We start from the raw sequence: 21,095 nt of genomic DNA on the forward strand, positions 1-21,095 counted from the left end.
CCCAGGCGCGGGCCCGCAGCGTGCGGTACGACCAATGCACTCGCCCGGATGACGGGCGGCCGAAAGCCGGGCGGGCCGCGGTCGCGCACCGATAGCAAGAGCTCATGCTCTCGAAGATCGCGGCCGCTGCCGCCCTCCTGTTCGCCTTCCCCCTCACCAGCGCACCCGCTGCCGCGCACGAGGCTCGGGCGGAAACCCTGCCGCTGGCCCAGGCCGTGCACCTGCTGTCTTCGGCAGCCGAATCCCGTGACGGCTACCAGCGCAGTTCTTTCAAGCACTGGGTGGACGCCGACCGCGACGGCTGCTCGACCCGCGCCGAAGTCCTCATCGCCGAATCCCGCACCAAGCCGACTATCGAAGCGGGCTGCAAGATCGTGGCGGGCGAGTGGTTCTCGTACTACGACGGCGTCACCCTTACCGCGCCGGGCGGCTTGGACATCGACCACATGGTGCCTCTCGCCGAAGCCTGGGACTCCGGCGCCCACACCTGGACACCGGCCCGGCGCGAGGCCTACGCCAACGACCTCGACGCGCAGCGCTCCCTGGTGGCGGTCACCGCGCGCAGCAACCGCTCCAAGTCCGACCAGGACCCCGCCGACTGGCAGCCTCCGCTCGCCGACGCCCGCTGCACCTACGCCGCCGACTGGGTCGCCACCAAACTGCGCTGGCAGCTGGCCGTCGACGACCGCGAGCAGACCGCGCTCACCGAACTGGCCGCCGGCTGCGGGCAGGAGAGCGTCGACTACCAGCCGGCGCCGTAACCTCTCCCCTCCTTGGCCCCGCTCCAGAGCTCGCCCACCTACGGACGGCGGTCCCCGGGACGGGCCCGGCCCGGCCCCGGCAGCCGGACCCCGGTCGGGTGAAGGCGCCCGGGCAGGAGAACCGTTGCAGGCGCCAGCACGTCGTGCCAGACATGAAACCGATCAACGACGCCCACGTCGCCCGTCCGGGCCTGGCCGTGGTGGAGATCGCGGCCGCCGACGACGCCACCGCCTTCGCCGTCCAGCGCCTGCTCGCCGCACACTGCGCCATCGCGCCCGCGGAACGTACGACTCGGGATCTCGGTGAGCCCGGCGTACGACTGCGCTGCTTCATCGACCTGCACCAGGACGCCCTCGCCGATTGAAATACGGCCGGCTACAGCGGGACGTCACCGGGGCCCCGGCGACACGGAGTGCACGCGGCGGGCGCGGCCGGGACGGCGCTCAGCCAACGACCCCGGCTCTGCGCCAAGCCGCCCGGACGTCGTCGTAGGCCGACCGTGCCTCCGGGCCGACGTCGGGGTTCAGTACGAGGTGGGTGATCAGCGTGCGGGCGGCGGGCAGATCAAGGCTGAGCACCGCCAGGACTCTTTCCACCGCACCGATCAGGGCGGGTACCTCGATGTGGTGGACGCTGTCGAGGTAGAACGCCAGCAGGCCGGCCAGGCGCCCGGCGTCGTCGTCGCTGTCGGGGGCGGTGTCAGCGGCCTGGAGGAGGGCGGCATGGCAGGCCCATACCGCGTTAAGGGCGTAGCCGCGCAGGGGCAGGGCCCTCACGCGCCCGGGACGGTAGTCGTTGGTGGCGCAGTCAAGGACTGTCTCGGCAGCGATCTGCCAGGTCAGGGTCGGATGGAGGTAGCGGGTGTCGTCGCTGGTGCACGCGGCCGCCGACCCCACGGTCTGCAGGACCTCGCCGACCAACCGGGCGTCGGCATTCCAGGCAGAGCTGGAGGGCAGAACCACGGGGTGGTCGGGGCGCGTACGAGAACTGCTCATGCGGAAGGTTCTACCCGGCCCCGACTGCCGGCGACGCGCCTTCGAACGAACTGGTGCCGGTCAGGGCCCGAGCGCAGAGGAAAGGCGGCCGCCAGCGGCTGAGCGGCTGCTCCCGTACGGGCCTGCGGGTGCGGGGGCAGTGGCGTACGCGAGCAACCGGCCGGCCCTCGGGGGTTACTTGTTGCGGCGGCCGAAGAGCGACTGGCGCAGCGTGGTGGGGATCAGTTGCTCGTTGATGCGGCACTGGGGGCAGTGGCGGCCGTCCTCGTCCGGGGCGAACTCGTGGTGCAGGCCCCGCTCGCTGGCGCGGGGCCCGCCGCACCGCTCACAGCGCGGACCAGGCAGTGCGGGCGCGGGCGCGCCTTTATCGTCCTGGTCGTCTTGCGTCTGCCAGGTCTCGCGCTTTTGGCCCCAGCCGGACTCCGGTGCCTGCTGCCGGGCGCGTTCCCGCTCCTGCTCCTGCTGTTCCTGGCGCCGGCGTTGGCGTTCGGCGTCGCGGTGTGCCCAGGCGTCGTGGTCGTCCGGGTTGGCGAGGGCGTCGGTGGGGGTCTCCCACCGGCGGTGCCCGCAGCGCCACCACACCTCCCCCAGCGGCCCGTGCTGCTGCAGGCGGGGCAGGGTGGTGATCAGCAGCGGGATCGCGTCGCTGTAGTCGCGGTACCCGTCGGCCGGCTCACTGCCGTGGCTGCCCATGCTTTCCCACCGGCCGGACCAGATCTCGCGGGTGAGGTCCAGGACGCGGTTCATGCGGTTCTTCAGTGCCTGCTCACCGGTACGGATACCGGGGTTGAATACCACTGCTATGGGCGGGTGGCCCTCGCGGCTGGTGGGCGGGAACAGGGTGCGCCACACCGGCAGCTCCCGGCCCCGGTGGTCCTTGGTCTGGTGGCGGAAGAAGCGGCGGTAGCGGTCGAACTTCGCCGCCAGGACGTCCGCGGACTCGGTGCAGTTGTCCACCTCGAACAGCAGCACCGGCACCCCGGCCTCGGGCGCGTGCAGCACCGCGTCGCTTTGCACGCTGGCCCGGTTACGGCCCGCGCTCGGCAACGCCATCACCACCTCCGTCGACCAGGAGCTCACCGAACCCACCCCGGCCCGCACCACAGGAACGGCCAGGAGGCTGGCCGGAGCAGCGGGGCGGGCGGGGCCGGCCGGGGCGTTGTCTGCGGATCCCGCCGGCACCGGCACGGTCGCCGCGGCGGGGGCGGTGCGGCGTACCGGGCGGGTCGGCTCCGCAGGCGTACGGGTGATCGCGATGATGGTCTCGTTGACCGCCATCGCGTGCGGAGCTCCCGAACGGGCAGCGCCACGGGCGGTCGAGCCCATCTCGCCCGCGGGGCGCCCGAGGACTTCGGCGGCCGCGTCCAAGCCGAGCGGCGTCAACCCCCACAGCTTGTTCCCGTCGCGCGCACTGCCCTCCGAGACGGTCAGGCCGTGCCGGGACAAGTCGAGCAGGGCGTTGCGGAACGCCTTGTTGTCCTTGTGCCCCGGCGCCATCAGCCGGTGGACCTGATCGGCCGTCGTCACCTTCAGGACCCCGAGTGCGGCCAGGACGTGCCCGCGCACCGCCGCCGTGGACCCGTACGGATACGCCTTCGAACCACCCATCGCCCCGCCCCTCGCCCCTTCCCCGCCCCGCGTCTCGTGCCGCGGCGGCTCCTGGCCGCCGTCGGCGAGCGGACCGGCCGCGCCGGGCCGCAACCCAAGAGCTGCGCCGCCCGGGCCCTCGGCTCACGACGCATCCAGCCTGCCACCCACTACAGACACCACATCACCCAAAAGGCAGGTAGGTAAGGAGAGAGAAGAGGGTTGTCGTGAGTGATGGTCGGGGCTGGTCAAGGGGTCTGAGCTGCGCGAACTGTGTGCAGTCTACCGGGGCTGCCGGTAGGGGAGTTGGTAGGGGGAACGGTAGGAAACCCGGTAGGGGGATCGGAGGGTGGTCTGTCAGGAGCTGGTCTCTTCAGCGAGGCGGGGCTGCTGCGCGCACTCCGGGCGCCGGCTCTGATCCGGACAAGCGCAACTCGCCGTTTTCGGCAGCCCCTCTTCTTCCTGCAGGGGAGCGGTCAATGATTGAACCAGCTGTTACATGACCAGTACTGAACGTAATTTTTTCTACAGGTGCGGCTGCACTTTTAAGGTGCGGCGGGCGCTTTATGGGTGGAGGCGCACGGTGCTTCTGGTGCCGGGGGCGGGGTTACGGCGCCCGGCGACAGGAACCAGGTACAGGGGAGGACCTCGTGCAGCAGACTGCTGCCGCGTGGTGTGTCGAGATCGCGCTCGCCTTCAGGGTGTTCGGCCCGGATGTGGTGCGCGGATGCCGCCGGCTTTTGACCGTCGGCGTGCGGATCGGCATCACAGGGCTGACCGGTAGCCGGGCTGTGTCCCAGGCCCCTGAGTCGATGCGGGACGTGCCATGAGCGGCGAGGGCGGGACGGAGGAGAGCGGCGGGGCGATCGGGGTGCCGAAGGTGGTGCCCATCGATCAGTGGCCGCCGGCCGCGCAGATGGCGTTCTGGGGTTTTCACCAGCAGCACCGCCAGAACTACATGCGCTACGCCTACCTGCAGCTCGGCTCGGACGCAGACACCGAAGAAGCTGTTGACCTGACTTTCGATCAGGTCATGGACCGCTGGCTGTGGATGCTGCAGCTGGAGAACCTGGAGGGATACGCCTGGACCATCCTCAAGCGGCGCATCATCGACCTGCACCGCAAGCGCCGGCGCCGGCCGGCGCTGATGGAGACCGCCGCGTTCGAGGCCGCGCTCAGCGAGCCCGCCGACGATCCCTTCGACACGCTCACCGACGCCATCACGCTCTACGCCGCGGTCGCCGCCCTGAGCGAGCGTCAGCGCGACGCGATCGTCCTCTACTACGGCATGGGCTTCACGACCGCTGAGGCCGCCGTGCTGATGGGCAACGAGGAAGCCACCGTCCGCTCGCAGCTGCGCACCGGACGCCGCCGCCTCGCGACCCTGCTCAAAATCCGCCGCCCGGAGCACCCCGACGGGAAGAACCCTTCATGAGCACCACACCGTCCCAGCCCCCCACCCTCAACGACCTGCTGGCCTCAGCCCGTACCCGCGACCGCTACAGCAACTACGACGTCGCGGCCGCCGAAGCCCGCCTGCGCGCCCGCCAGGCCTCCCGTCACCGCCCGCCGCGCCAGCGCACCACCAACACAGTCCTCGCCCTGGCTCACAAAGAGTGGACCCGGCCCCAGGACGAATACACCCCCGACGCCGATCGCGCCTGGTGGGACCTCAACGCTGTCAGCCTCCTCATCCTGTTCGGCCCCGACGCCGACTGCCACCTCAAGGACTTCATCGCCAGCCAGTACGCCGACAAAGCCGGCGCCCTCGTCTTCGCCTGCCTGCTCCACCTAGCCGGAGACAGCAGCGGCGCCCGCTTCTGGTGGCGCTTCGCCGCCGGTGTGGGCCACCTCGTCGCGGAATACTGCCTCTTCCTCGAACACGCCCACAGCGGCGAGTACCACGACGCCGGCTACTGGCGCACCCAGCTCATGCACCACCACTTCGAACCCGCCCTGCTGTGCGGCGACCGCGCCACCGCACCCCTGATCAACCCCACCCACATCGACCAGGTCCACTCCCACATCACCTACCCCCACCACCCCGAGATCGGCGCCGTCCCCCTCCCCCAACCCACCCTCGTCCAGCAACTACGCCACCTCACCTCCCTGCTGTGAACCCCGCGTCCCGGCCTGGCTGCGGCCGGACAGACCGCAGCCGGGCCGAAGTGCGCCGCTGCCCGTCACGGACCGGTCCACCGCACTCCCACAGGTCGTGCAGGTGACCGGCAACCTGCACGGCCTGCCGCAGCCCGCGGCATTCTGGCGGCGAGCCCTGGCCCGACAACCCCCTTGGGACACGGCCCGCCGCGCGGTACGACCAATACCCTCTCCCGGATGACGGGCGGCCGAAAGCCGGGCGGGCCGCGGCCGTGTGCCGATAGCAAGAACTCATGCTCTCGAAGATCGCGGCCGCTGCCGCCCTCCTGTTCGCCTTCCCCCTCACCAGCGCACCCGCTGCCGCGCACGAGGCTCGGGCGGAAACCCTGCCGCTGGCCCAGGCCGTGCACCTGCTGCCATCGGCAGCCGAATCCCGCGACGGCTACCAGCGCAGCAGCTTCAAGCACTGGGTGGACGCCGACCGCGACGGCTGCTCCACTCGCGCCGAAGTCCTCATCGCCGAATCCCGCACCGAGCCGATCATCGAAGCAGGTTGCAAGGTGACGGCAGGCGAGTGGTACTCCTACTACGACGGTGTCACCCTCACCGCGCCGGGCGGGCTGGACATCGACCACATGGTGCCTCTCGCCGAAGCCTGGGACTCCGGCGCCCACACCTGGACACCGGCCCGGCGCGAGGCCTACGCCAACGACCTCGACGCGCAGCGCTCCCTGGTGGCGGTCACCGCGCGCAGCAACCGCTCCAAGAGCGACCAGGACCCGGCCGAACCGCACCTGCCGGATCCGGCAGCGCTCGCGCCTCGCGTTCATAACCTTGCTGACGCCTGGACTCGGACGCACAGTGCGCCGTAAGTGCCAGTCGCCCTCTAGTCAAGCGGCTCCCTGTCGATACGCTTCGCCCGTGAATCGGGCGTATCGACTGATGAAGGTTCTGACATGAGCAGAGTGCTGGCGGTGTACAGCGAGAAGGGCGGCGTGGGCAAGAGTGCCCTGTCCGCAGGTCTGGTCGCGGCTGCACGGAAACGGAAGCTCGATGTCATCGCGGGCGACCTCGATCCGCGGGGGACGTTCAGCGCGGAGCTGGGCATCTCTGCCGAGGAAGCGCCAGCGTTCTCCATGAACGACCTGCTCGCGCTGGATCCTCAGGGCGAGACTGGCCTGGCTGCCGATGCGTTCGTTCCCGCCTCGGACGCCTGGTCCGGCGTGCAGGTCATCGCAGCAGAGCGGGCGCTCGCCAACCGGGAGACTGACAACGTGGCGGTCGGCCTGGAGTTCCGGCTCCGGCTCGGCTTGAAGGGTGTCGTCGGACCCGGCGCGGTCGGCATCCTGGACCTGCCGCCCCGGGCCGGCGGCAAACTCGTCACGTCGGCGCTGGTCGCCGCCTCCGACGTGATCATCCCTGCCACGCTCGACGAAGACGGGCGCATCGGGGCGAAGGAAGCCCTCAACACGATCAAACTCGTCAAGGACCTGGGGATGAACCCCGACTTGCGGGTGGTGGGGATCGTGCCGTCGATAGTGCCGGGCGGGCGCAGCACCCTCAAGGACGCCATAGGGGAGTTCCTCGCCGACGAGTACGGGCCGCTGTACCGCGACGACCTGGTGATCCCCCGGCACTCGGTGCGCCAGCAGACTCGTTTCGCGTGCGTGCCCATCACCGATGCACCCGGCCGTGAGGCGCAGGCTCTCACGGACGCCTACGACCGGATTCTCATCGCAGCAGGAGTAGCGGAGTGAGCAACAACAAACTGATCAAGGCGGGCACGAGCCGGCTGCGGAAGGCGGCCGACGCGGCCGTCGATCCGGCGGTGCCTGCCGAGCTGCAGAGCCACGCAGCGGAGAGCGCCAGCTCGCAGCAGAGCTCCGACGCGCTTCCTGTTCTCGCGGCGGCCAGCAGCGCCTTCTCCGGGGCGCGGGTTCTTTCTGCCGATGACATCCAGGGCACCCCCGAAGAACAGCTGGCGTACGTCACCGACCGGCTCTTGGAAATCGACGACGCAGGCAAGCGCGCCGAAGACTTCATCGTCCTGAACAAGGCGGTCCTCCTGGAAGTGGCCCGGGAGCGCGAGCTCCACGTGGTGGCCGGCGAGAACAACTTCTCGCTGTGGGCAGCGGGCGTGCTGGGTATCCAGCCGAAGTACGTGTTCGAGCTGCTGAATGACGCAGCGCGCATCCGGGCCGTCAGCGAGCTGGGACCTGATCTGACGCAGCACCTCACGCGCGCCTCGGCACGCAAGGTGATGGCGGACGTCATCGCCACGCAGGGCCTGGACGCAGCGCAGGTCGTGATGACCGAGGGCGTGGCCCAGGCCACGCAGCAGGGCCTGAAGCGGCCGACCGCCTCCCTGCTCGCCTCGATCGCAAAGGAACTGACCGGACCGCCCATCCCGCATCAGCAGGAGAAGCGGTCGGGAGCCTCGCCGTCGTCGGCGGCGCCTTCCGCACCTGCCACCGCGATTGCGTCCCTGGAACGCGCGATCACTTCGCTCAAGGAGCGGGTGTACCCGGCACTGGCGCCGGCCGCGGTGCGGGCTGCCGTGGACGCCGACCCTGCAGCAGCGCATGCAAGCGTGACAGAGCTGGAGGCCGAGCTGCAGCGCGTCGCGAAGCGGCTGACGGCGGCTCAGCGCGCCGTCGCGTTTGCCGAGGGGACCGCGGGCGCTTAAGAGGACCAGGTCAGAAATTCTGACCTCGAGGCCGACCCTGGAGCGCCAGGTCAGAAATTCTGACCTGGCGTGTTGGCGCGACATCGGACTGCACAGCAGAGGGCCGCAGGTCTCCGGCAAGCCGGGATGCTGCGGCCCCTGCCACGTGCGCCGAGCAGCCCCTGCCCGACGGGATGTGCGCAGCCACGAAGCCATCGGCGGAGCTCGCAGGGGGAGCGGCCTCGTTTCAGGGCGCGTGGGAGGATCCGCAGCCCGGCACGCGCAACGGGCTCTGGCGCTCTCCGCAACCACCGGCTTCCGCGCCCTGTCTTCATTGTCATGGCAGCCAATCGGAGGTCACAGCCGACCTCGAACGATCGGGAGTTGCGGCTATGGAGGGTCGGCCGGGCACTGACCTGGACCTTCGCCGCTGCAGTCATGATCTCCGGAGGCATCTTCTACGGGCTGGTGATCCTGCTCGGCTTCAAAGAGATCGACACCAGTGCTGACCTCGACGCCAGCACGCTCTTCGACCTGGTGAAACTTTCCTTCGGCGTGGTCGCCGGGGCCGGCGCGCTCGTCGCCCTGGTCGTCGCCTACCGTCGTCAGCGCGTCGACGAGGCCGGCGCCCACCGTGAAGCCACCCGCTTGCACGCCGAACGCTTCTCCCAAGCCGTCGACAAGCTCGGATCAGACTCGCCCGCAGTCCGACTTGGCGGCGTCCACGCCTTAGCAGGCCTGGCCGACGATGCCCCTACACAACACCTCCGCCAGACCTGCATCGACGTGCTGTGCGCCTATCTCCAACTCCCCTTCACTCCTGATCCCGGCGACAGCAGCCCGACGCACCAGGAGAAGCACCACCACTATCTAGCCCTGCGCAAAGTGCGGCACACGATCCTGCACATCATCAGCGACCACTACCGGCGCCCCGCCGGAACCCACCGATCCTGGCAGGGCTGCGACCTCGACCTCAGCGGCGTCACCATCGACTGCGACATGGACCTCAGCGGCGCGGTCTTCTCCGGCGGCACGCTGAACTTCAGCGGAGCGATGTTCCCTAGCGGCGCGCTGCACCTCAACCATGCAGTGTTCTCCGACGGCACGATCCACTTCAGCGGAGCGGTATTTTCTGGCAGCGCGGTGTACTTCAGCGGGGCGACGTTCTCCGGCAGCGCGGTGTACTTCAGCGACGCGATGTTCTCCGGCGGCACGGTGTACTTCAGCGGGGCAGCCTTTTCCGGCGGCACGGTGCACTTCAGCGACGCCATCTTCTCCAGCGGTGTGGTGCACTTCAGCGATGTCGTGTTCTCCGGTAGCGCGGTGCACTTCCGCGACGCGATGTTCCCTGGCGGCGCGGTGTACTTTCGCGGGGCAGTGTTCTCCAGCGGGACGGTCCACTTTCGCGACGCGGTGTTCTCCGGCGGCACAGTGAACTTCCGGGGAGCAGTGTTCTCTGGCAGCACGGTGCACTTCAGAGGTGTGACAGGCCCGGCTCCCGAAGGACTTCTCTCTGCTGTTGGCGTTCCCGTGCCGGCAACGGTTTCTCTTGCTGTGGCCTGGCTGCCTGAAGGGGCTTCCTAGCGACAGCCCGGCCGCAGAAGGCAGTTGCGCGGCTACCCCCCGCCTCCCCGACAGTGCGGGGTGTCCGGAGGGGACACCTTTTCCTGGAGACTGAGGAGACATCCATGCCGTCCAACGACCGCACCTTGATCATCACGGTGGCTGCCATCGGCGCCGCTGTGGCCGGCGTCGCCGTGGTGGTCGCACCCGCGCTCCTGCCGGTGCTCGGGGTGGCCCTGGCGGCGTTCACGGCGCTGATGCTGGTCCTGAAGATGTGAGCGGCCCGAAACGCAAAAAAGCGCCCCTCTCCCGTGGGAAGGGCGCTTCGCTGTGCTCGTGTCAGGCGGGGTGGGTGTAGCGGATGGGTTTGCCGAGGCTGCGGGCGTAGGCGATTTCACGGCTCGTGCTCTCACCGATGTAGCCGTGCGGGTTGACGACCAGGACGTCGTCGGCGAGGTCGATCTTCCACAGGTGGAGGCCGTCCAGGAGCTGCTTGAGGCGCTCGGCTTGCGCGGGTTGCGCCCATAGGGGGTGGGGCTGCTTGAGGTTGCAGCCGGGGGCGAGGACGATGCGGCCGGCCGCGGTCTCGTACAGGGCGGCTTCGGCGATCTGCTCCCAGTAGCGGGTCGATCCGCACAGGACGACGATCGGCGGGCGGGAGCCGACCGGGTCAGTGGTGTCGTCGGAGGTGTGCTGACGCACGGGGTCCCTTCGTGGACGGCGGACATCAGTAGAGGGGTGGGGATCATCCGGGGTATCCAGCGCCCCTGCTGTACTTCAAAGGACGCGCGGCAGATGGACGTGCAGGTAGTCGACGTCGGCCTGGACACCGCGGGCGCGGACTTGTTGCGCAAGGAGTTCGGTGAGCGCGGATGCCCTTTACTGGACTACCGGGTCCGGTGGCGACCAAGGCGAGGGTCTCCGTCACGGTGTCGGGTGGGGCTCGCACACCGGGGTGGTGCGACTGACGCGAGCGTGCGGGGCCGCGCCAGACTTCGACTTGACCGGACTGGATGAGACGGCCGATTCGTGTCCCTGCGCACGCCCGCCCTCCCTGTTCGGCCAAGCGCTCGCCTACTGCCCAGCAGCAGGGCCCCCGGCCGTCGGCGGGGCCGGGGGAGCGACCATGGCTTGCACGAGAGCCGACAGCACCTCAGCGCGCTGCTCCTGCGACAGATCGCCGCCCGAGATCAGCCGCTCCGCAGCCAGATACCGCGACAGCTCCAACGGCTGATCGAAGTACGAGCGGAGGTGAGTCGCAGCCGCCTCCTGAGATCTGATGAACGTTTTGCTCACGAACCCGGCCAGGGCCGCCGACACTGCCCCCAACCCACCGGCGACGATCACACCCGCCGTCGTGCTTGCATTCAGCGCGAGAAGAACGAAGAACACCAGCAGCACAAACCCGATCACCATCGATACCTGCGCGTTCCGGAAAGACACCTTCGCCTGCCCGGTCGCGATGTCGTGATACAAGCCCAGTCGTGCGTGTGTGGTCTCCCACAACTCTGCCAATGTCAGCGCACGCTGAGCGCGAGCGACAGCCTCATCGTTATGCTGCTGACCCTGCTCCGAGCGGGGGCCCGAGACCACTTCAAACCGACCGGTCGACGCGTTGAAGTGGAACTTAGCGTCACCACGGAGAGCAGTCTCCAAACGGCTCTCCGCGCGAGTCAGCCGCTGACGGCTCTCGCCCACGGTCTGGCGCTCTGCGCGCCTCTGGAGCGATGACCGAATCCCGACAGCGAAGCTTGCCGCCACGACCGAGCCGATACCAAGCGCCGCACCAACCGGTATGGACCCAGTGTGATCAGCGGTGAGCACTACGGCGGGCGACGAGAAGATCACCAGGCCAGTACATACGAGAATGACCGCGTCCAACCATGCGAGAACCTTGGTTGCGGGCCCTTTGTCCGGAGCGGGCTGCTGTTCTGCATCGGTCGTCGGCATAGATCAAAAGAATGCCCACCTCCAGCTCGGGCGTCAGCACATTGCGCAAGCTGGTCGGAACGCAAGGCCCAACCGCGACTTACGGGCCCACACCTCCGGGCCGCCGCCGCGCACGACACCTGGGTCCGTTGCCACCCGCCCTCAGCTCGGGAGATGGATGGCGCGGACGTCACGGGATTGCTCGTTCAACTCCGTTGCGCTCCTTCGTCGTCGGGGTGCGCAACGTCTACCGACTAGACCAGCGGGCGATGCGTACCCGCCCGGCGTGTCCTTCCGTAGTCCGGTCAACGACTCTGCGCTTCCCGCCTGCGCACCCAATGGCGATGCGGCGGGGGCCGGCGGGCAGCGTCGCGTAGTGGGTGAGGTTGGCGAACAGTTCGCGGGCGCCGGGCGTGGCGAGGACAACGTCCTGGACACGGGGGTTGAGGCCGTCGAGGTCGAGGATGTCGCGGGCGGCGGCCGGGTCGCGCAGGCAGTCGCGGACGTCTTCGATCCGGTCCGCGGCGGGCGGGACGGGGGAGTTGTCCGGGCCGGTGGGCAGGTGCAGGTAGCCGAATGAGATCAGCCGGAGTGTGCAAGGAAGCCTCCTGCTCGGTGATGAAGGGGTCGGGCCCGGGTGGGGCCGCCCGTGGGTGTGGGCGGCCCCACCCGGGCGGTGAGGTGTGCAGCGGGGGTTAGGACGTGGGACGGGGGTTGTCGTCGTCGCGCATCCACCACCACGACGTCAGCTCGTAGGAGGTGAGCGTGCACAGCGGCAGGTGCATGCGCGTCGCGTCGTCGTCTTCGAGTTCGACACTGAGCTGGTCGCGGTCTCGGTGGGCGATGAACAGCAGCTGCGGGCCACAGGCGGGATCGGCGTCGGCCCTGCGCTGCCAGGCCTGGCCGGGTTCGGCCAGCCACCACGGGTCGCCGGCCAGGACGCCCTCGCAGACGATCTGGTACGCGGTCGCCTCGGGCAGCAGGTCTTCGCGCATCAGCTCGCGTACGAGGGGGTTGATGACGCGGGCGGTGCGCTCGGGGCCGATGAGCTGGTCGACGGCGGGCATGGGGCGGTCCTTCCTCGAGGGCGGTGGTGCGGGGCGGCTGGTGATGCGGGTTCGGGCACGGGGTGGGCCGCACGTTCGGCGCGGCCGACGGGTGCGGGGGCCGGGTGGGGCAGCTTCAGCAGCTGCGCGAGCGCCTGGCGGGCGGACAGGTCGTGGGCGGGGTCGTGGATGAAGGCGGCGGTGGCGGCCAACTGGCCGCGCAGGTGCTGCAGTTCGTCTTCGGCGATGCGCAGGAGTGCCGGTAAGTGGCTTGTCGCCCCGGCACCGTTCGTGGTCATCTCGTGGAACCTCCGTCACCCCCGGGGCGGGGGCAGTGGGGCGTGCAGCTTTGCCCCCCGTGCACGCCCCACGTCAGATCAATGGGGAGGGCAGCCGGGGCAGCCGGACGCGAAGTCGACAGCTGCCCCGGGCCGCATCGGGGTGCAGACCTGGGCTCAGGTCTGGTTGAGGAGTTCGCGGTTGCGCTGCTGCCGGTCGGGGGTGCGGGGCTCGCGCCATGGCTCGTACGGGCGGGCCCACATGGCGCTCGCGGCCGGGGCCGGGTCGGGGGCCGACGGCCGGGACTGGTTGCGCAGGGCGCGGGCGCGGTCGGCCGCGGCGACGACACCGACCCAGTCGAGTCCGTGGCGCTCCTGCAGGCGACGGCGCAGCACCTTGCGCTCGCGGGGGATGGTTGCAGCCCAGATGCCGGTGGGGGTCAGCTCCGGATTGGCGAGCGCCCATTTGAGGCAGCCGGCCGCGATCGGGCAGCGGCGGCACGCCGCGCGGGCGCCCTCGATGCGTTCCTGCGCGGCCTTGCTGCTGTGGTGGCCGTACTCGTGGACGAACAGCGCCGGATCGACGCGGCAGGCCAGCGTCGTGTTGGCGTGGGGGAAGGGGATGCGGGGATCGGCCTCGAAGATGGATGCGTTCGTGCGCATGGATGAGCTCTCCTTGCACAGTGGTCGAAGAAGAGGGAAGAGCGGAGGGACGACGCGGCCTCAGGCGTGGTCGCCGTAGGCCTTGCCGCGCTTGGGCTGCACGTCGGAGGCGAACCGGCCCTGGCGGGCTTTCACCGGATCGGCTGTGATCCAGTTCTCCGCGCAGACCTTGTGGACGGGCTCGCCGTGGTGAGAGCGCATCGGGGTGTCCCGCCCGCACAGCACACAGGGCAGGTCCTGCCAGCGCTCGAAGTGTCGGGCGTCGCGCCAGTCCAGGAGTTCGCCGGGTGCGGGGATCAGGCCCGGCTCCCACAGCGGTTTCTTGCGGGCCCGGGCCTTCATCCGAGCGGCAGGTGGGTGCCGGGGCGGCCGGGGCGGCGTCCGTGGACTGCGGGCGCATACGCGTCCTGGCGGGTCGCCATGTAGCCGAGCGGCTCCTGGCCGCTCTTGACGCGGTACATCGCCATGTCCGCGCCCCGCAAAAGCCTTGAGGCGCCAGCCGCGTCCGGCAGGTCGGCGGCGCGGGCGATACCGATGGACACCACCGGGCGCACGATCTGCCCGGCAGGGTCGCGCAGCAGCTGCCCGTCGTACGGGACGGGCTGCGCCAGAACCTCGCGCAGGGCGAGGACCTCGCGGACCGCTACGGCCGGGGGCAGCAGCAGTGCAACGCCGAACTCGTCACCGCCCAGGCGCGCGGCGAGCCCGCTGCGGGCAGCCGCCCACACGCTCAGTCGGCGGCCGATCGCGGCGATCAGCACGTCGCCGGCCGCGTGCCCGAGGCTGTCGTTGACGGCCTTGAGTCCGTCGGCGTCGGCGACCAGCACGTGCAGCGCCTCACGGCGGGTGCGGTCGATGCGCTCCATCAGGAGGTCGCGGCCGGGCAGGCCGGTGAGGGGGTCGCGGCGGGCGGTGTGCAGCTGGCGGCGCACCCTCACGTCGTCGACGACGGCGGCCAGGGCGAGCGGCACGGCAGCCGCGGCGAGAGCGAATGTGCGGGTCGGCAGCCGTAAGACTGCGGATCCGGGCATGATGGTCTCCAGATCTCGCCCCCTCGCGGGGGCGGGTACGAGAGAGGCGCACCCCGGCTTTCCACGGCGTAGGGGGTGCGCCTCTTGCTGTGTAGGTGTGATCAGAGGGACAAGGTCATCGTGCGCTTGGTGAAGACGCGTGCTGCACTGAGGTGAGCTGTTGACGCGGTTCCATAGGAGTGGCCATGGCCAGCACCGGCAGGCAGCCAAAGCGGGGGCGGGTATGGCGCGCGCGGCGGCGGTGGGCCGCCATGGGACTGTTCGGCCGGATCGTCACGGCTGTCATCGCCGCCGTTGTGGGTCTCCTTGTGCTGTTCCTCGCTCTGGGTGGCATCCTCAGCGCATGCGGCGCGGGGGAGGACGAGCCTCAGATGCCTGTCCCGTCCAGCACTCCCGCTGTGTCCTCAGAACCGGCCACCTCTGACGGCCCCACCCGAACGCCCACGCCCACCGGCGACGTAACTGCCGTGGAGACACCTTCCGAGTCGGTGCCGAGCAGCCCAGCCGTCACGCCTCCCTCACGTCCTGCGGAATCCGACACAACGGTCACGGAACCAGGTCGCGAGGAGACCACGGCGGAGCCGAGTCGTGAAGAGCCACCGCCGACTGCGGATGTGTACTACGAGAATTGCGACGCGGCTCGAGACGCCGGCGCAGCCCCGGTGTACCAGGGGGATCCCGGCTATGGACCGCACCTGGACCGCGATGGCGACGGGGTGGCCTGCGAACCGTACTTCGGGCAGTGAAGAGCGGTTGTTTTCACCCGCCGTAGCTGAAAGGCGCGCCTCGGCTGTTCAGGACTGGTGCACCTTCTTGCTTTTGGATCTTTTGGTTTCCGGCCTGACCTGCGGTCGGGCATGCTGGAAGGTGCTTGCGTCTTGTGACGGGGACGGGAGCGATTCCCCGGGGTGGCCGGCCTGCCTCTTAGTCGATGCTGCGGGCGCCCCGGGGCCATCCGCTCAGCGCGGGTACCGGCTGGATGCTGTGGCAGTCCGGCGTGAGCGGGTCGTGCGGGGAGCGGCCGTGGGTTGGCCGGAGCTCCGCGAGGATGTCGATGAGGTGCTCTTCCGTGTCGAGGACGATGTCGGTGTAGCCGCGCCCGCAGGTGCACGGCGCGATCAGCGTCAGTACGTCGCTCGCCCCGTCGGACTCCGAGATGCGCAGCGTGTGGTGCAGCCACAGGCCCCCGCCCAAGGACGCCACCGCAGCGGACTCCAAGCGGCGGGTTCCGCGCTCGCGCACGGACGGGTAGCCGTGCCAGATGTCGGGGTCGACGGCCTGTTCGAGTGTGTACGTGTACGTGTTGAAGATCAGGTGTGCGGCCGTCGTCTCGGCTGCGTCGCGCTCTTCGTCCTCGGACGCCTCGCCGACCGCTGCGGCGGCGATCTCCATCAGGTGTGCCAGCGGGGAGTCCGGCTCGTACGGGCAGGCCGGAGTGTTCAGGGTGTGGGTCATCGGCTCTCCTGTCCGGGGCAGGTCGTGCTCGGGCCGGGCTGTCCGGTCCTGCGCCGGGCCCCGCACCGGCCGCCGGGATGTCGGCGAGGGTGCGGGGCCCGGCGCAGGAGCGTCAGACCAGGGCGCCGATCACGGCGAGCAGGAGCAGGGTGAGGGCGGTGAGGATCAGGTCGACCGCCCACTGCAGGTGGCCGAACTTGCGCACGGCGATCGTGGACAGGATGCGGATGCGGGCGGCGCGGATGTCGCCGTGCAGCACCTCGCGGATGTCGGTTTCGCTCATGCGTGCCCAGGCCGGGAACGACTCCGGGCCGCCACCGTGTAACCGGGGGCGCACGACCATGAGCAGCAGCACGGAGGCCGCCATCAGTGCCAGGACGGCCGCCATGACGCAGGCCTGTGTGAAGAGGGGCAGCGGTTGGCCTGCGAGCGAGGCGAGGCCGGCCAGGACCGCGCCGGTGAACGCGAGCAGCAGGCTGGATTTTCCGTCGGTGCGGGCGATCTCCATGCTGACGTGGGCGCAGGCCGCGTCCAGGTTGCGGTCGGTGTGGGCGCTGGAGTGGTCGGGAAGGGTCAGGGCGGGCAGGGCCATGGCGGCTCTCCTTGAGTCAGGCGGCGAGGTAGTGGGCGGGGCTGGCCGGGAGGGTGTAGGTGGCCGGGTCGGCGGGGATGCCCTCCGCGCATTCCAGGCAGCTGCCGAGGGTGCGCAGCGGAAGACAGAACATGTACCGGCGACGGCAGAGGGGACAGGTGGACCTGGCGGCCATCGCCCGGTCCAGCGCCCACTCCTGAGCGAGCGTCGGCACCCGCTTGGGCCGGGCCAGGTGGACGTCGTAGAGCCAGGCGCGGCCGCGGTGCCCGGGCAGGCAGGACCACTGCGGGGTGTAGCGGCAGCGCGTGCAGCGCAGGATGCCCACCACACCGCCCCGGCCGGGGCTGACGTTGCGCTCCCGAAGCTGGCGGCGGGTGAGGAGGTGGTCGGGACAGTCGCGGCCGCGGTCGTACTCCGGCAGCCCGGCGGCCCCGCGGGGTGTGCGTATCTGCGGGCAGCCGCGAGGACGCGTGTGCTGGCGCATCACCGGATCCAGGAGCCGGGCAGCCGGGCGGGGCGGTGCGGGTAGCGGGGGCCCGGGCGAAAGGGGCGGGGCCGGCCGATCCGGCGGCGCGGGCGGGGAATGAGCATGGGCAGTTCCTCCGGGCGTCGGGGACAGCGCTGCGCCCCGCCGATGTGGTGCTGGTGTCGGCGGGGCGCAGCAGGTGGTGCGTTCGGCCAGGCGGCCTGTCCGGCCCTCGCCCCCGTGTGTGGGGCGGGCGAGGGCCGGGCAGGGCGTCAGGTCTCAGCGGGTGGGGAGCAGCCGGGTGATGCGCTGGCGCACCTGGTCCCAGAGGGTGGGGTGGGTGTGCCGCCAGGCGGTGCGGTCCACGCCGTCCTCGGCGGGGAAGGTCTGGGAGGCACCGCAGGTGCACGTCCAGGCGTAGGGCTCGGGGCGGGTGTCGTCGCGGGTGGCGGTGACCGTGACGGAGCGTCCGTCGTGGCGGCCGTGGTAGGTGCCGGTCCACAACTCGTTGGGCTGCAGCTTCTTCTTCATCAGGGTTTCCGTTCGCATCGAAGTCGCGCCGCGTCCTGGTCGGTCGCGGCGCTCGCGGATGTGGCTGTGCGGGGCACTACGGATGCGCCGCCGACGTCGTTGCATGGGGTCGGGGCGGGGAGTGGGGTGTGGGCGCTTTACAGGCCGCGGGTGTCGGCCAGGCGGGCGGCGTCGGCGAGGATGCGCATCGGGGCGCGGTCGCTGCCGTGGGCGTCGTTGAAGGCGGGCACGGAGTCGACGTCGTCGCCGAACTGGCGGCGGATCGCGTCCAGCACCACCGCCGCGGCGTCGGCTTCCAGGCCGCGGTTGCCGCCGGCTTCTTTGCGGATGGCTCCGAGCAGGCAGACCGCGCCGTTCTCGTCGGTGAGGGAGCCCGCGCACCATCCGCTGGTCTGCATGCGGTGGTGGGCGCGCTCGAGGAGCCCGGCGACGCCGACGGGCGAGAGGTCGTCGGCCGGGGCCGGGGTGGGTTGGAGGGTGGGGGTGAGCGGGACGGTGACGACGTCGGCCAGGTCGACGACCGTGTCGGGGCGGGCGGTGTTGACCTCGTAGGCGACCTTGGCTTCGTCCAGCCGTACGGTCATCGCCGCGTCCGTGGCCGCCAGCCGCGCCTCCAGGCTCAGGGCGGTGTCGCGGGCGGGGCCGGCGGTCGTCGTGGGCCCGGGAATGGTGGGGGACAGGGACGCTGGCGCGGTCACGGGAGCTCCCAAATGCAGGGCGCCGCGCCCCGGGGAGGTCGGGGCGCGGCGCGCGAGCGGGTCGGGGTCAGGTGTTGGTGAGGTTCTTGATCGCTTCGAGTGCCTGGCGGGGTGAGGTGACCTGTGGTTCGGCACGGCGGCCGCCGGACTTGATACGCCGTTTGCCGCCGCTCGCACCGCGTCGGCGGGGCCGGTCCTCGCTGTCGCTCTCGCCCTCGTCGTCGTCCTTCTTGGCAGGCCAGAACTCGCCGGGCCGCACCGGTTCGTTCCAGTCGAACCACAGGCCGCGCTTTTCCAGCTCCCGGATTTCGTGGTCGGTGAGCCGGTTGACCTCGTCGGGGAACAGGCCGGCGAGGTCGGTGTCGAAGTCCGCGTACAGCGACCGCATGAGCACGGCGCGGCCGTTGTCCAGGACCATGACCGCGACGCCGCCGGTGGAGACGCCGTTCTCCGGGGCGGCTTCGCCCTTCATGGCCCGCTCGATCGCGGATCCCTCCTGGCGGGAGTAGCGGGCCGGGATGGTCGGCACGTCGAAGGCGTTTTCCATGGTGCCTTCGACGGCCTTGCGGGTGGCGCCGGGGGATCCCATGTTGAAGGTGATGGGCCGGCTGTTCTGGCGCAGGTTGTCCTTCATCTCGGTGGAGAACCCGTTGTGCGCGAACGGGGACTGTCCGGCGGGGTTGAAGCCGATGCCGTACTTCAGGCCGGTGACGGTCAGGTCGTCGCCGTCTTTTTGGATGAACTCGCCGAACAGGGCGTCCTGGGCTGCGGTCATGAATTCATCCGCGTAGATGTTCAGCTGCCGGTAGGGGCAGCGTGCATCGCCGGGCTTGTAGTCGTGCGGCTGGCCGTCGTGCGGCCAGGGCATCTCCGCGCGGATCTCGCACAGGGCGTTCGCCGCGCGCAGCTGGCGGGCCATCCACAGGGCATTCGAGCCCTGGCGGTCGATGTACTTGCCCAGCACGGTGGTCTTTTCGTCCTTGCGGACGGTGGACAGCCACACCACCTGGCCGTTGAGGGACTGAGCGGCCATGTTGATCGCGAAGTACTGCGTCTTGCCCGAGCGGCTGACCCCGAGGATCAGGCCGTGGGCGGCGGCGTTCTTGTCGTGCTGGTACACCATGGTCTTGACCGGCTGGCCGGTGATGGTGAACCCGCACACGTACATGCCCTTGGCGTCCGGGGTCAGCAGCTCGCGGGTGGCAGTGAAGATCTGCGACAGCGGCGGCTTGTCGAAGGCGCTGATCAGGAACTCGGTGCCGTCGATGAGGACGAACACGCACGAGTCGTCCTCAGGCAGTTCCAGCCCGCGGCAGACCTTGCTCAGGTCGATGCGCGGCGTCTCCGTGGGGTCGGCCATCTTCGCCCGGTAGAACGTCACCCCGCGCACCGTGTCACGGCTCTTGTGGACCAGGACCGAGCCGGGCGCGCCGCCCTTGGGTCCGGCGACCTTGTCCGTCCAGCGTTCCTGATCGGTCGGCTTCTTGCGGCGCCGCTGATTGGCGTCCGGGGTGATGTGGGCTTCCATCCAGCCGGGCCCGCCCTTGCGGCCGGGCTGGATCGCCACCTCCGCGAGAGTGACGTCATGCGCAGAGACACCGAATGCAGCGCCCACGATCGCCTCGGTCAGGCCGGTGATAGGCCGCCCGGTCTCCGAGGCGCGCAGCACGATGGTGAGGTCGTGCTGCATGTGGGGGTGGCGGGTGGCACTGACGATGTGGGTGCGGGCGGGCATCCCCGCGGCCTCCCACAGCAGCCGGGCGTCGCGGGTGAGCAGGTCCGCGCCGTCCGGTGCCGGGGGCGGTCCCGTCGGGGCGGGCTGCAGCTGCGCGGCGGGGATACCGAGGGCGGGGCGGTGGCGGGTGCGGGCGTGCCGGGAGAACGGCAGCACGACCAGGCCGGCGGCCGCCCATGAGGCGGCGAGCAGGCCGTCCAGCCACCACGGCCCCCACCCGGTCGTCGACTTGGCGGCGACGTCGACCGCGGCGGCGAGCACGAGCGGGGACCAGCGCAGGATCTTGCGGCCGGAGCCCTGCCCGCCGTCGCGGCAGGCGAGGAACCAGCCGCCGACCCCGGCGGCGCCGGCCAGCTGCACGACCTGGTTGACGGGACTGTCGGGGGTGATGTTGGGGGCCACGGCCAGCACGGGCGCGGCGAGCGTGTAGGCGAGGCGTTCGAGCGCGACACTGCGCGGCGTGGACACGGCGAGGGTCTCCTTCGGGAGCAGGGGAAGCAGGACGGGCGGCCCCGCGAAGGTCGCGGGGCCGCCGTAAGAGGGTGTGGTGGGGGAGGGGTGAGCTGGGGTCAGCGGTTGAAGAACGCGGGCTTGGGCGTCTTCTCCCGCCGGTTGGAACGGATGTCGTCCAGCGCCCCGTACAGCTGCTCGTGGGAGCGCAGGGTCACATGGGCAAGTTCAGCGGTCTCCTGCGCGCTGTCGTGCAGCTTGCGCACCTCCACCGCGGCGCCTCCCAGGGAGACCGCAACCAGGTTCGTCAGCTCCACGAACCGCACGTCCAGGTCGGCGTCGGCGATGTCGCGGGCGGTGTCCTCGGTCTGGCCGGCGTTGGACTTCATGCTGCGCCGCAGGGATGCGAGTTCGAAGGTGGCGTCGTCCAGCGCCCGGCTCAGATCCAGCAGCTTGCGCTGGACGGCCTTGTAGCGGTTGTCGCCATCGGCCGGGGCGGGTGATCCGCTGTTGGCGCGGGGCTCGAGTTCACTGCTCATCGGCAGATGT

27 protein-coding genes and 1 pseudogene are annotated in these 21,095 nt (G+C 70.4%); 12 read left to right on the forward strand and 16 right to left on the reverse strand.

Going from position 1 to position 21,095, the window contains the following annotated elements:
* Positions 1–104 precede the first annotated feature (104 nt).
* Together QFZ75_RS00095 and QFZ75_RS00100 are read left to right on the forward strand one after the other, a co-directional pair.
* The gene (locus QFZ75_RS00095; RefSeq protein WP_307533011.1) at positions 105–761 is read left to right on the forward strand and encodes an HNH endonuclease family protein; all 657 of its coding nucleotides are present in this window, start codon (positions 105–107) and stop codon (positions 759–761) included.
* A 152-nt stretch (positions 762–913) separates the two neighbouring features.
* Positions 914–1,126, forward strand: coding sequence for a DUF6207 family protein (locus tag QFZ75_RS00100; protein WP_307533013.1), 213 nt, complete (start codon positions 914–916; stop codon positions 1,124–1,126).
* Between the two features lie 79 nt (positions 1,127–1,205).
* Here the strand turns inward: QFZ75_RS00100 and QFZ75_RS00105 are convergent, their stop codons facing one another.
* Together QFZ75_RS00105 and QFZ75_RS00110 are read right to left on the reverse strand one after the other, a co-directional pair.
* Positions 1,206–1,757: a hypothetical protein gene (locus tag QFZ75_RS00105; RefSeq protein WP_307533015.1), complete on the reverse strand. Its 552-nt coding sequence runs from the start codon at positions 1,755–1,757 to the stop codon at positions 1,206–1,208.
* 174 nt (positions 1,758–1,931) lie between these two features.
* Positions 1,932–3,365 (reverse strand): replication-relaxation family protein, encoded by a 1,434-nt coding sequence (locus tag QFZ75_RS00110; protein ID WP_307533017.1) that lies wholly within the window; start codon positions 3,363–3,365, stop codon positions 1,932–1,934.
* A gap of 629 nt (positions 3,366–3,994) precedes the next feature.
* On the opposite strand from QFZ75_RS00110, the gene QFZ75_RS00115 reads away from it, so the two are divergent.
* The 8 genes from QFZ75_RS00115 (at position 3,995) to QFZ75_RS00150 (ending at position 9,950) form a co-directional block, all read left to right on the forward strand.
* A complete protein-coding gene (locus tag QFZ75_RS00115) occupies positions 3,995–4,174 on the forward strand; it encodes a hypothetical protein (RefSeq protein WP_307533019.1) in 180 nt (59 codons plus the stop codon).
* Positions 4,171–4,779, forward strand: a complete 609-nt coding sequence (locus QFZ75_RS00120) for an RNA polymerase sigma factor (RefSeq protein ID WP_307533021.1) — start codon at positions 4,171–4,173, stop codon at positions 4,777–4,779. Before QFZ75_RS00115 ends, QFZ75_RS00120 begins: the two co-directional genes overlap by 4 nt.
* Entirely contained in the window at positions 4,776–5,462 is a 687-nt protein-coding gene (locus QFZ75_RS00125; RefSeq protein ID WP_307533023.1) for a hypothetical protein, read from the forward strand. Before QFZ75_RS00120 ends, QFZ75_RS00125 begins: the two co-directional genes overlap by 4 nt.
* Positions 5,463–5,737: 275 nt before the next feature.
* The gene (locus tag QFZ75_RS00130) at positions 5,738–6,316 is read left to right on the forward strand and encodes a DUF1524 domain-containing protein (protein WP_307533024.1); all 579 of its coding nucleotides are present in this window, start codon (positions 5,738–5,740) and stop codon (positions 6,314–6,316) included.
* An 84-nt stretch (positions 6,317–6,400) separates the two neighbouring features.
* A complete protein-coding gene (locus tag QFZ75_RS00135; protein ID WP_307533025.1) occupies positions 6,401–7,201 on the forward strand; it encodes a ParA family protein in 801 nt (266 codons plus the stop codon).
* Positions 7,198–8,130, forward strand: coding sequence for a hypothetical protein (locus QFZ75_RS00140; RefSeq protein WP_307533027.1), 933 nt, complete (start codon positions 7,198–7,200; stop codon positions 8,128–8,130). Before QFZ75_RS00135 ends, QFZ75_RS00140 begins: the two co-directional genes overlap by 4 nt.
* Positions 8,131–8,448: 318 nt before the next feature.
* Complete coding sequence (locus QFZ75_RS00145) at positions 8,449–9,693, forward strand: pentapeptide repeat-containing protein (RefSeq protein ID WP_307533029.1); 1,245 nt, start codon at positions 8,449–8,451, stop codon at positions 9,691–9,693.
* A gap of 104 nt (positions 9,694–9,797) precedes the next feature.
* Positions 9,798–9,950: a hypothetical protein gene (locus QFZ75_RS00150; protein WP_307533031.1), complete on the forward strand. Its 153-nt coding sequence runs from the start codon at positions 9,798–9,800 to the stop codon at positions 9,948–9,950.
* 61 nt (positions 9,951–10,011) lie between these two features.
* Here QFZ75_RS00150 and QFZ75_RS00155 read toward each other — a convergent pair whose 3' ends face one another.
* The 4 genes from QFZ75_RS00155 to QFZ75_RS00170 all read right to left on the reverse strand — a co-directional run bounded on the left by QFZ75_RS00155 (position 10,012) and on the right by QFZ75_RS00170 (position 12,668).
* A complete protein-coding gene (locus QFZ75_RS00155) occupies positions 10,012–10,374 on the reverse strand; it encodes a hypothetical protein (protein WP_307533033.1) in 363 nt (120 codons plus the stop codon).
* Positions 10,375–10,746: 372 nt separating this feature from the next.
* Positions 10,747–11,622 carry a hypothetical protein gene (locus tag QFZ75_RS00160; RefSeq protein WP_307533035.1) on the reverse strand — a complete coding sequence of 292 codons (876 nt, stop codon included), beginning with the start codon at positions 11,620–11,622 and terminating at the stop codon, positions 10,747–10,749.
* A 226-nt stretch (positions 11,623–11,848) separates the two neighbouring features.
* Positions 11,849–12,187 carry a hypothetical protein gene (locus tag QFZ75_RS40995; protein WP_373465787.1) on the reverse strand — a complete coding sequence of 113 codons (339 nt, stop codon included), beginning with the start codon at positions 12,185–12,187 and terminating at the stop codon, positions 11,849–11,851.
* A 109-nt stretch (positions 12,188–12,296) separates the two neighbouring features.
* Positions 12,297–12,668 (reverse strand): hypothetical protein, encoded by a 372-nt coding sequence (locus tag QFZ75_RS00170; protein WP_307533039.1) that lies wholly within the window; start codon positions 12,666–12,668, stop codon positions 12,297–12,299.
* A gap of 104 nt (positions 12,669–12,772) precedes the next feature.
* Here QFZ75_RS00170 and QFZ75_RS00175 point away from each other — a divergent pair, with 104 nt between their 5' ends.
* Positions 12,773–12,913, forward strand: coding sequence for a hypothetical protein (locus QFZ75_RS00175; RefSeq protein ID WP_307533041.1), 141 nt, complete (start codon positions 12,773–12,775; stop codon positions 12,911–12,913).
* Between the two features lie 189 nt (positions 12,914–13,102).
* Here QFZ75_RS00175 and QFZ75_RS00180 read toward each other — a convergent pair whose 3' ends face one another.
* The 3 genes from QFZ75_RS00180 to QFZ75_RS00190 are packed head-to-tail and all read right to left on the reverse strand — an operon-like array spanning position 13,103 to position 14,619.
* Entirely contained in the window at positions 13,103–13,588 is a 486-nt protein-coding gene (locus tag QFZ75_RS00180; protein ID WP_307533042.1) for a WhiB family transcriptional regulator, read from the reverse strand.
* A gap of 60 nt (positions 13,589–13,648) precedes the next feature.
* Positions 13,649–13,930: a hypothetical protein gene (locus QFZ75_RS00185; protein WP_307533044.1), complete on the reverse strand. Its 282-nt coding sequence runs from the start codon at positions 13,928–13,930 to the stop codon at positions 13,649–13,651.
* The gene (locus QFZ75_RS00190; protein WP_307533046.1) at positions 13,927–14,619 is read right to left on the reverse strand and encodes a GGDEF domain-containing protein; all 693 of its coding nucleotides are present in this window, start codon (positions 14,617–14,619) and stop codon (positions 13,927–13,929) included. The genes QFZ75_RS00185 and QFZ75_RS00190 overlap by 4 nt, the downstream gene beginning before the upstream one ends.
* A gap of 614 nt (positions 14,620–15,233) precedes the next feature.
* On the opposite strand from QFZ75_RS00190, the pseudogene QFZ75_RS00195 reads away from it, so the two are divergent.
* Positions 15,234–15,365: pseudogene (locus QFZ75_RS00195) on the forward strand (excalibur calcium-binding domain-containing protein); the annotation flags it as partial.
* Positions 15,366–15,543: 178 nt separating this feature from the next.
* Here QFZ75_RS00195 and QFZ75_RS00200 read toward each other — a convergent pair.
* The 7 genes from QFZ75_RS00200 to QFZ75_RS00230 all read right to left on the reverse strand — a co-directional run bounded on the left by QFZ75_RS00200 (position 15,544) and on the right by QFZ75_RS00230 (position 21,085).
* Positions 15,544–16,074, reverse strand: a complete 531-nt coding sequence (locus QFZ75_RS00200) for a hypothetical protein (protein ID WP_307533048.1) — start codon at positions 16,072–16,074, stop codon at positions 15,544–15,546.
* Between the two features lie 112 nt (positions 16,075–16,186).
* Positions 16,187–16,666, reverse strand: a complete 480-nt coding sequence (locus QFZ75_RS00205; RefSeq protein ID WP_307533050.1) for a Pycsar system effector family protein — start codon at positions 16,664–16,666, stop codon at positions 16,187–16,189.
* Positions 16,667–16,682: 16 nt separating this feature from the next.
* Positions 16,683–17,150: an RRQRL motif-containing zinc-binding protein gene (locus tag QFZ75_RS00210; protein ID WP_307533051.1), complete on the reverse strand. Its 468-nt coding sequence runs from the start codon at positions 17,148–17,150 to the stop codon at positions 16,683–16,685.
* A gap of 261 nt (positions 17,151–17,411) precedes the next feature.
* Positions 17,412–17,663, reverse strand: a complete 252-nt coding sequence (locus QFZ75_RS00215) for a hypothetical protein (protein ID WP_307533053.1) — start codon at positions 17,661–17,663, stop codon at positions 17,412–17,414.
* A gap of 137 nt (positions 17,664–17,800) precedes the next feature.
* Positions 17,801–18,361 carry a hypothetical protein gene (locus QFZ75_RS00220; RefSeq protein WP_307533055.1) on the reverse strand — a complete coding sequence of 187 codons (561 nt, stop codon included), beginning with the start codon at positions 18,359–18,361 and terminating at the stop codon, positions 17,801–17,803.
* A gap of 67 nt (positions 18,362–18,428) precedes the next feature.
* A complete protein-coding gene (locus QFZ75_RS00225) occupies positions 18,429–20,564 on the reverse strand; it encodes a chromosome segregation protein ParM (RefSeq protein ID WP_307533057.1) in 2,136 nt (711 codons plus the stop codon).
* 101 nt (positions 20,565–20,665) lie between these two features.
* Positions 20,666–21,085, reverse strand: a complete 420-nt coding sequence (locus tag QFZ75_RS00230) for a conjugal transfer protein TraB (protein WP_307533059.1) — start codon at positions 21,083–21,085, stop codon at positions 20,666–20,668.
* Between the last annotated feature and the right edge of the window lie 10 nt (positions 21,086–21,095).

Origin of the sequence: Streptomyces sp. V3I8, from assembly GCF_030817535.1 — a bacterium.
In the GTDB taxonomy this organism is placed as follows: Bacteria; Actinomycetota; Actinomycetes; order Streptomycetales; family Streptomycetaceae; genus Streptomyces.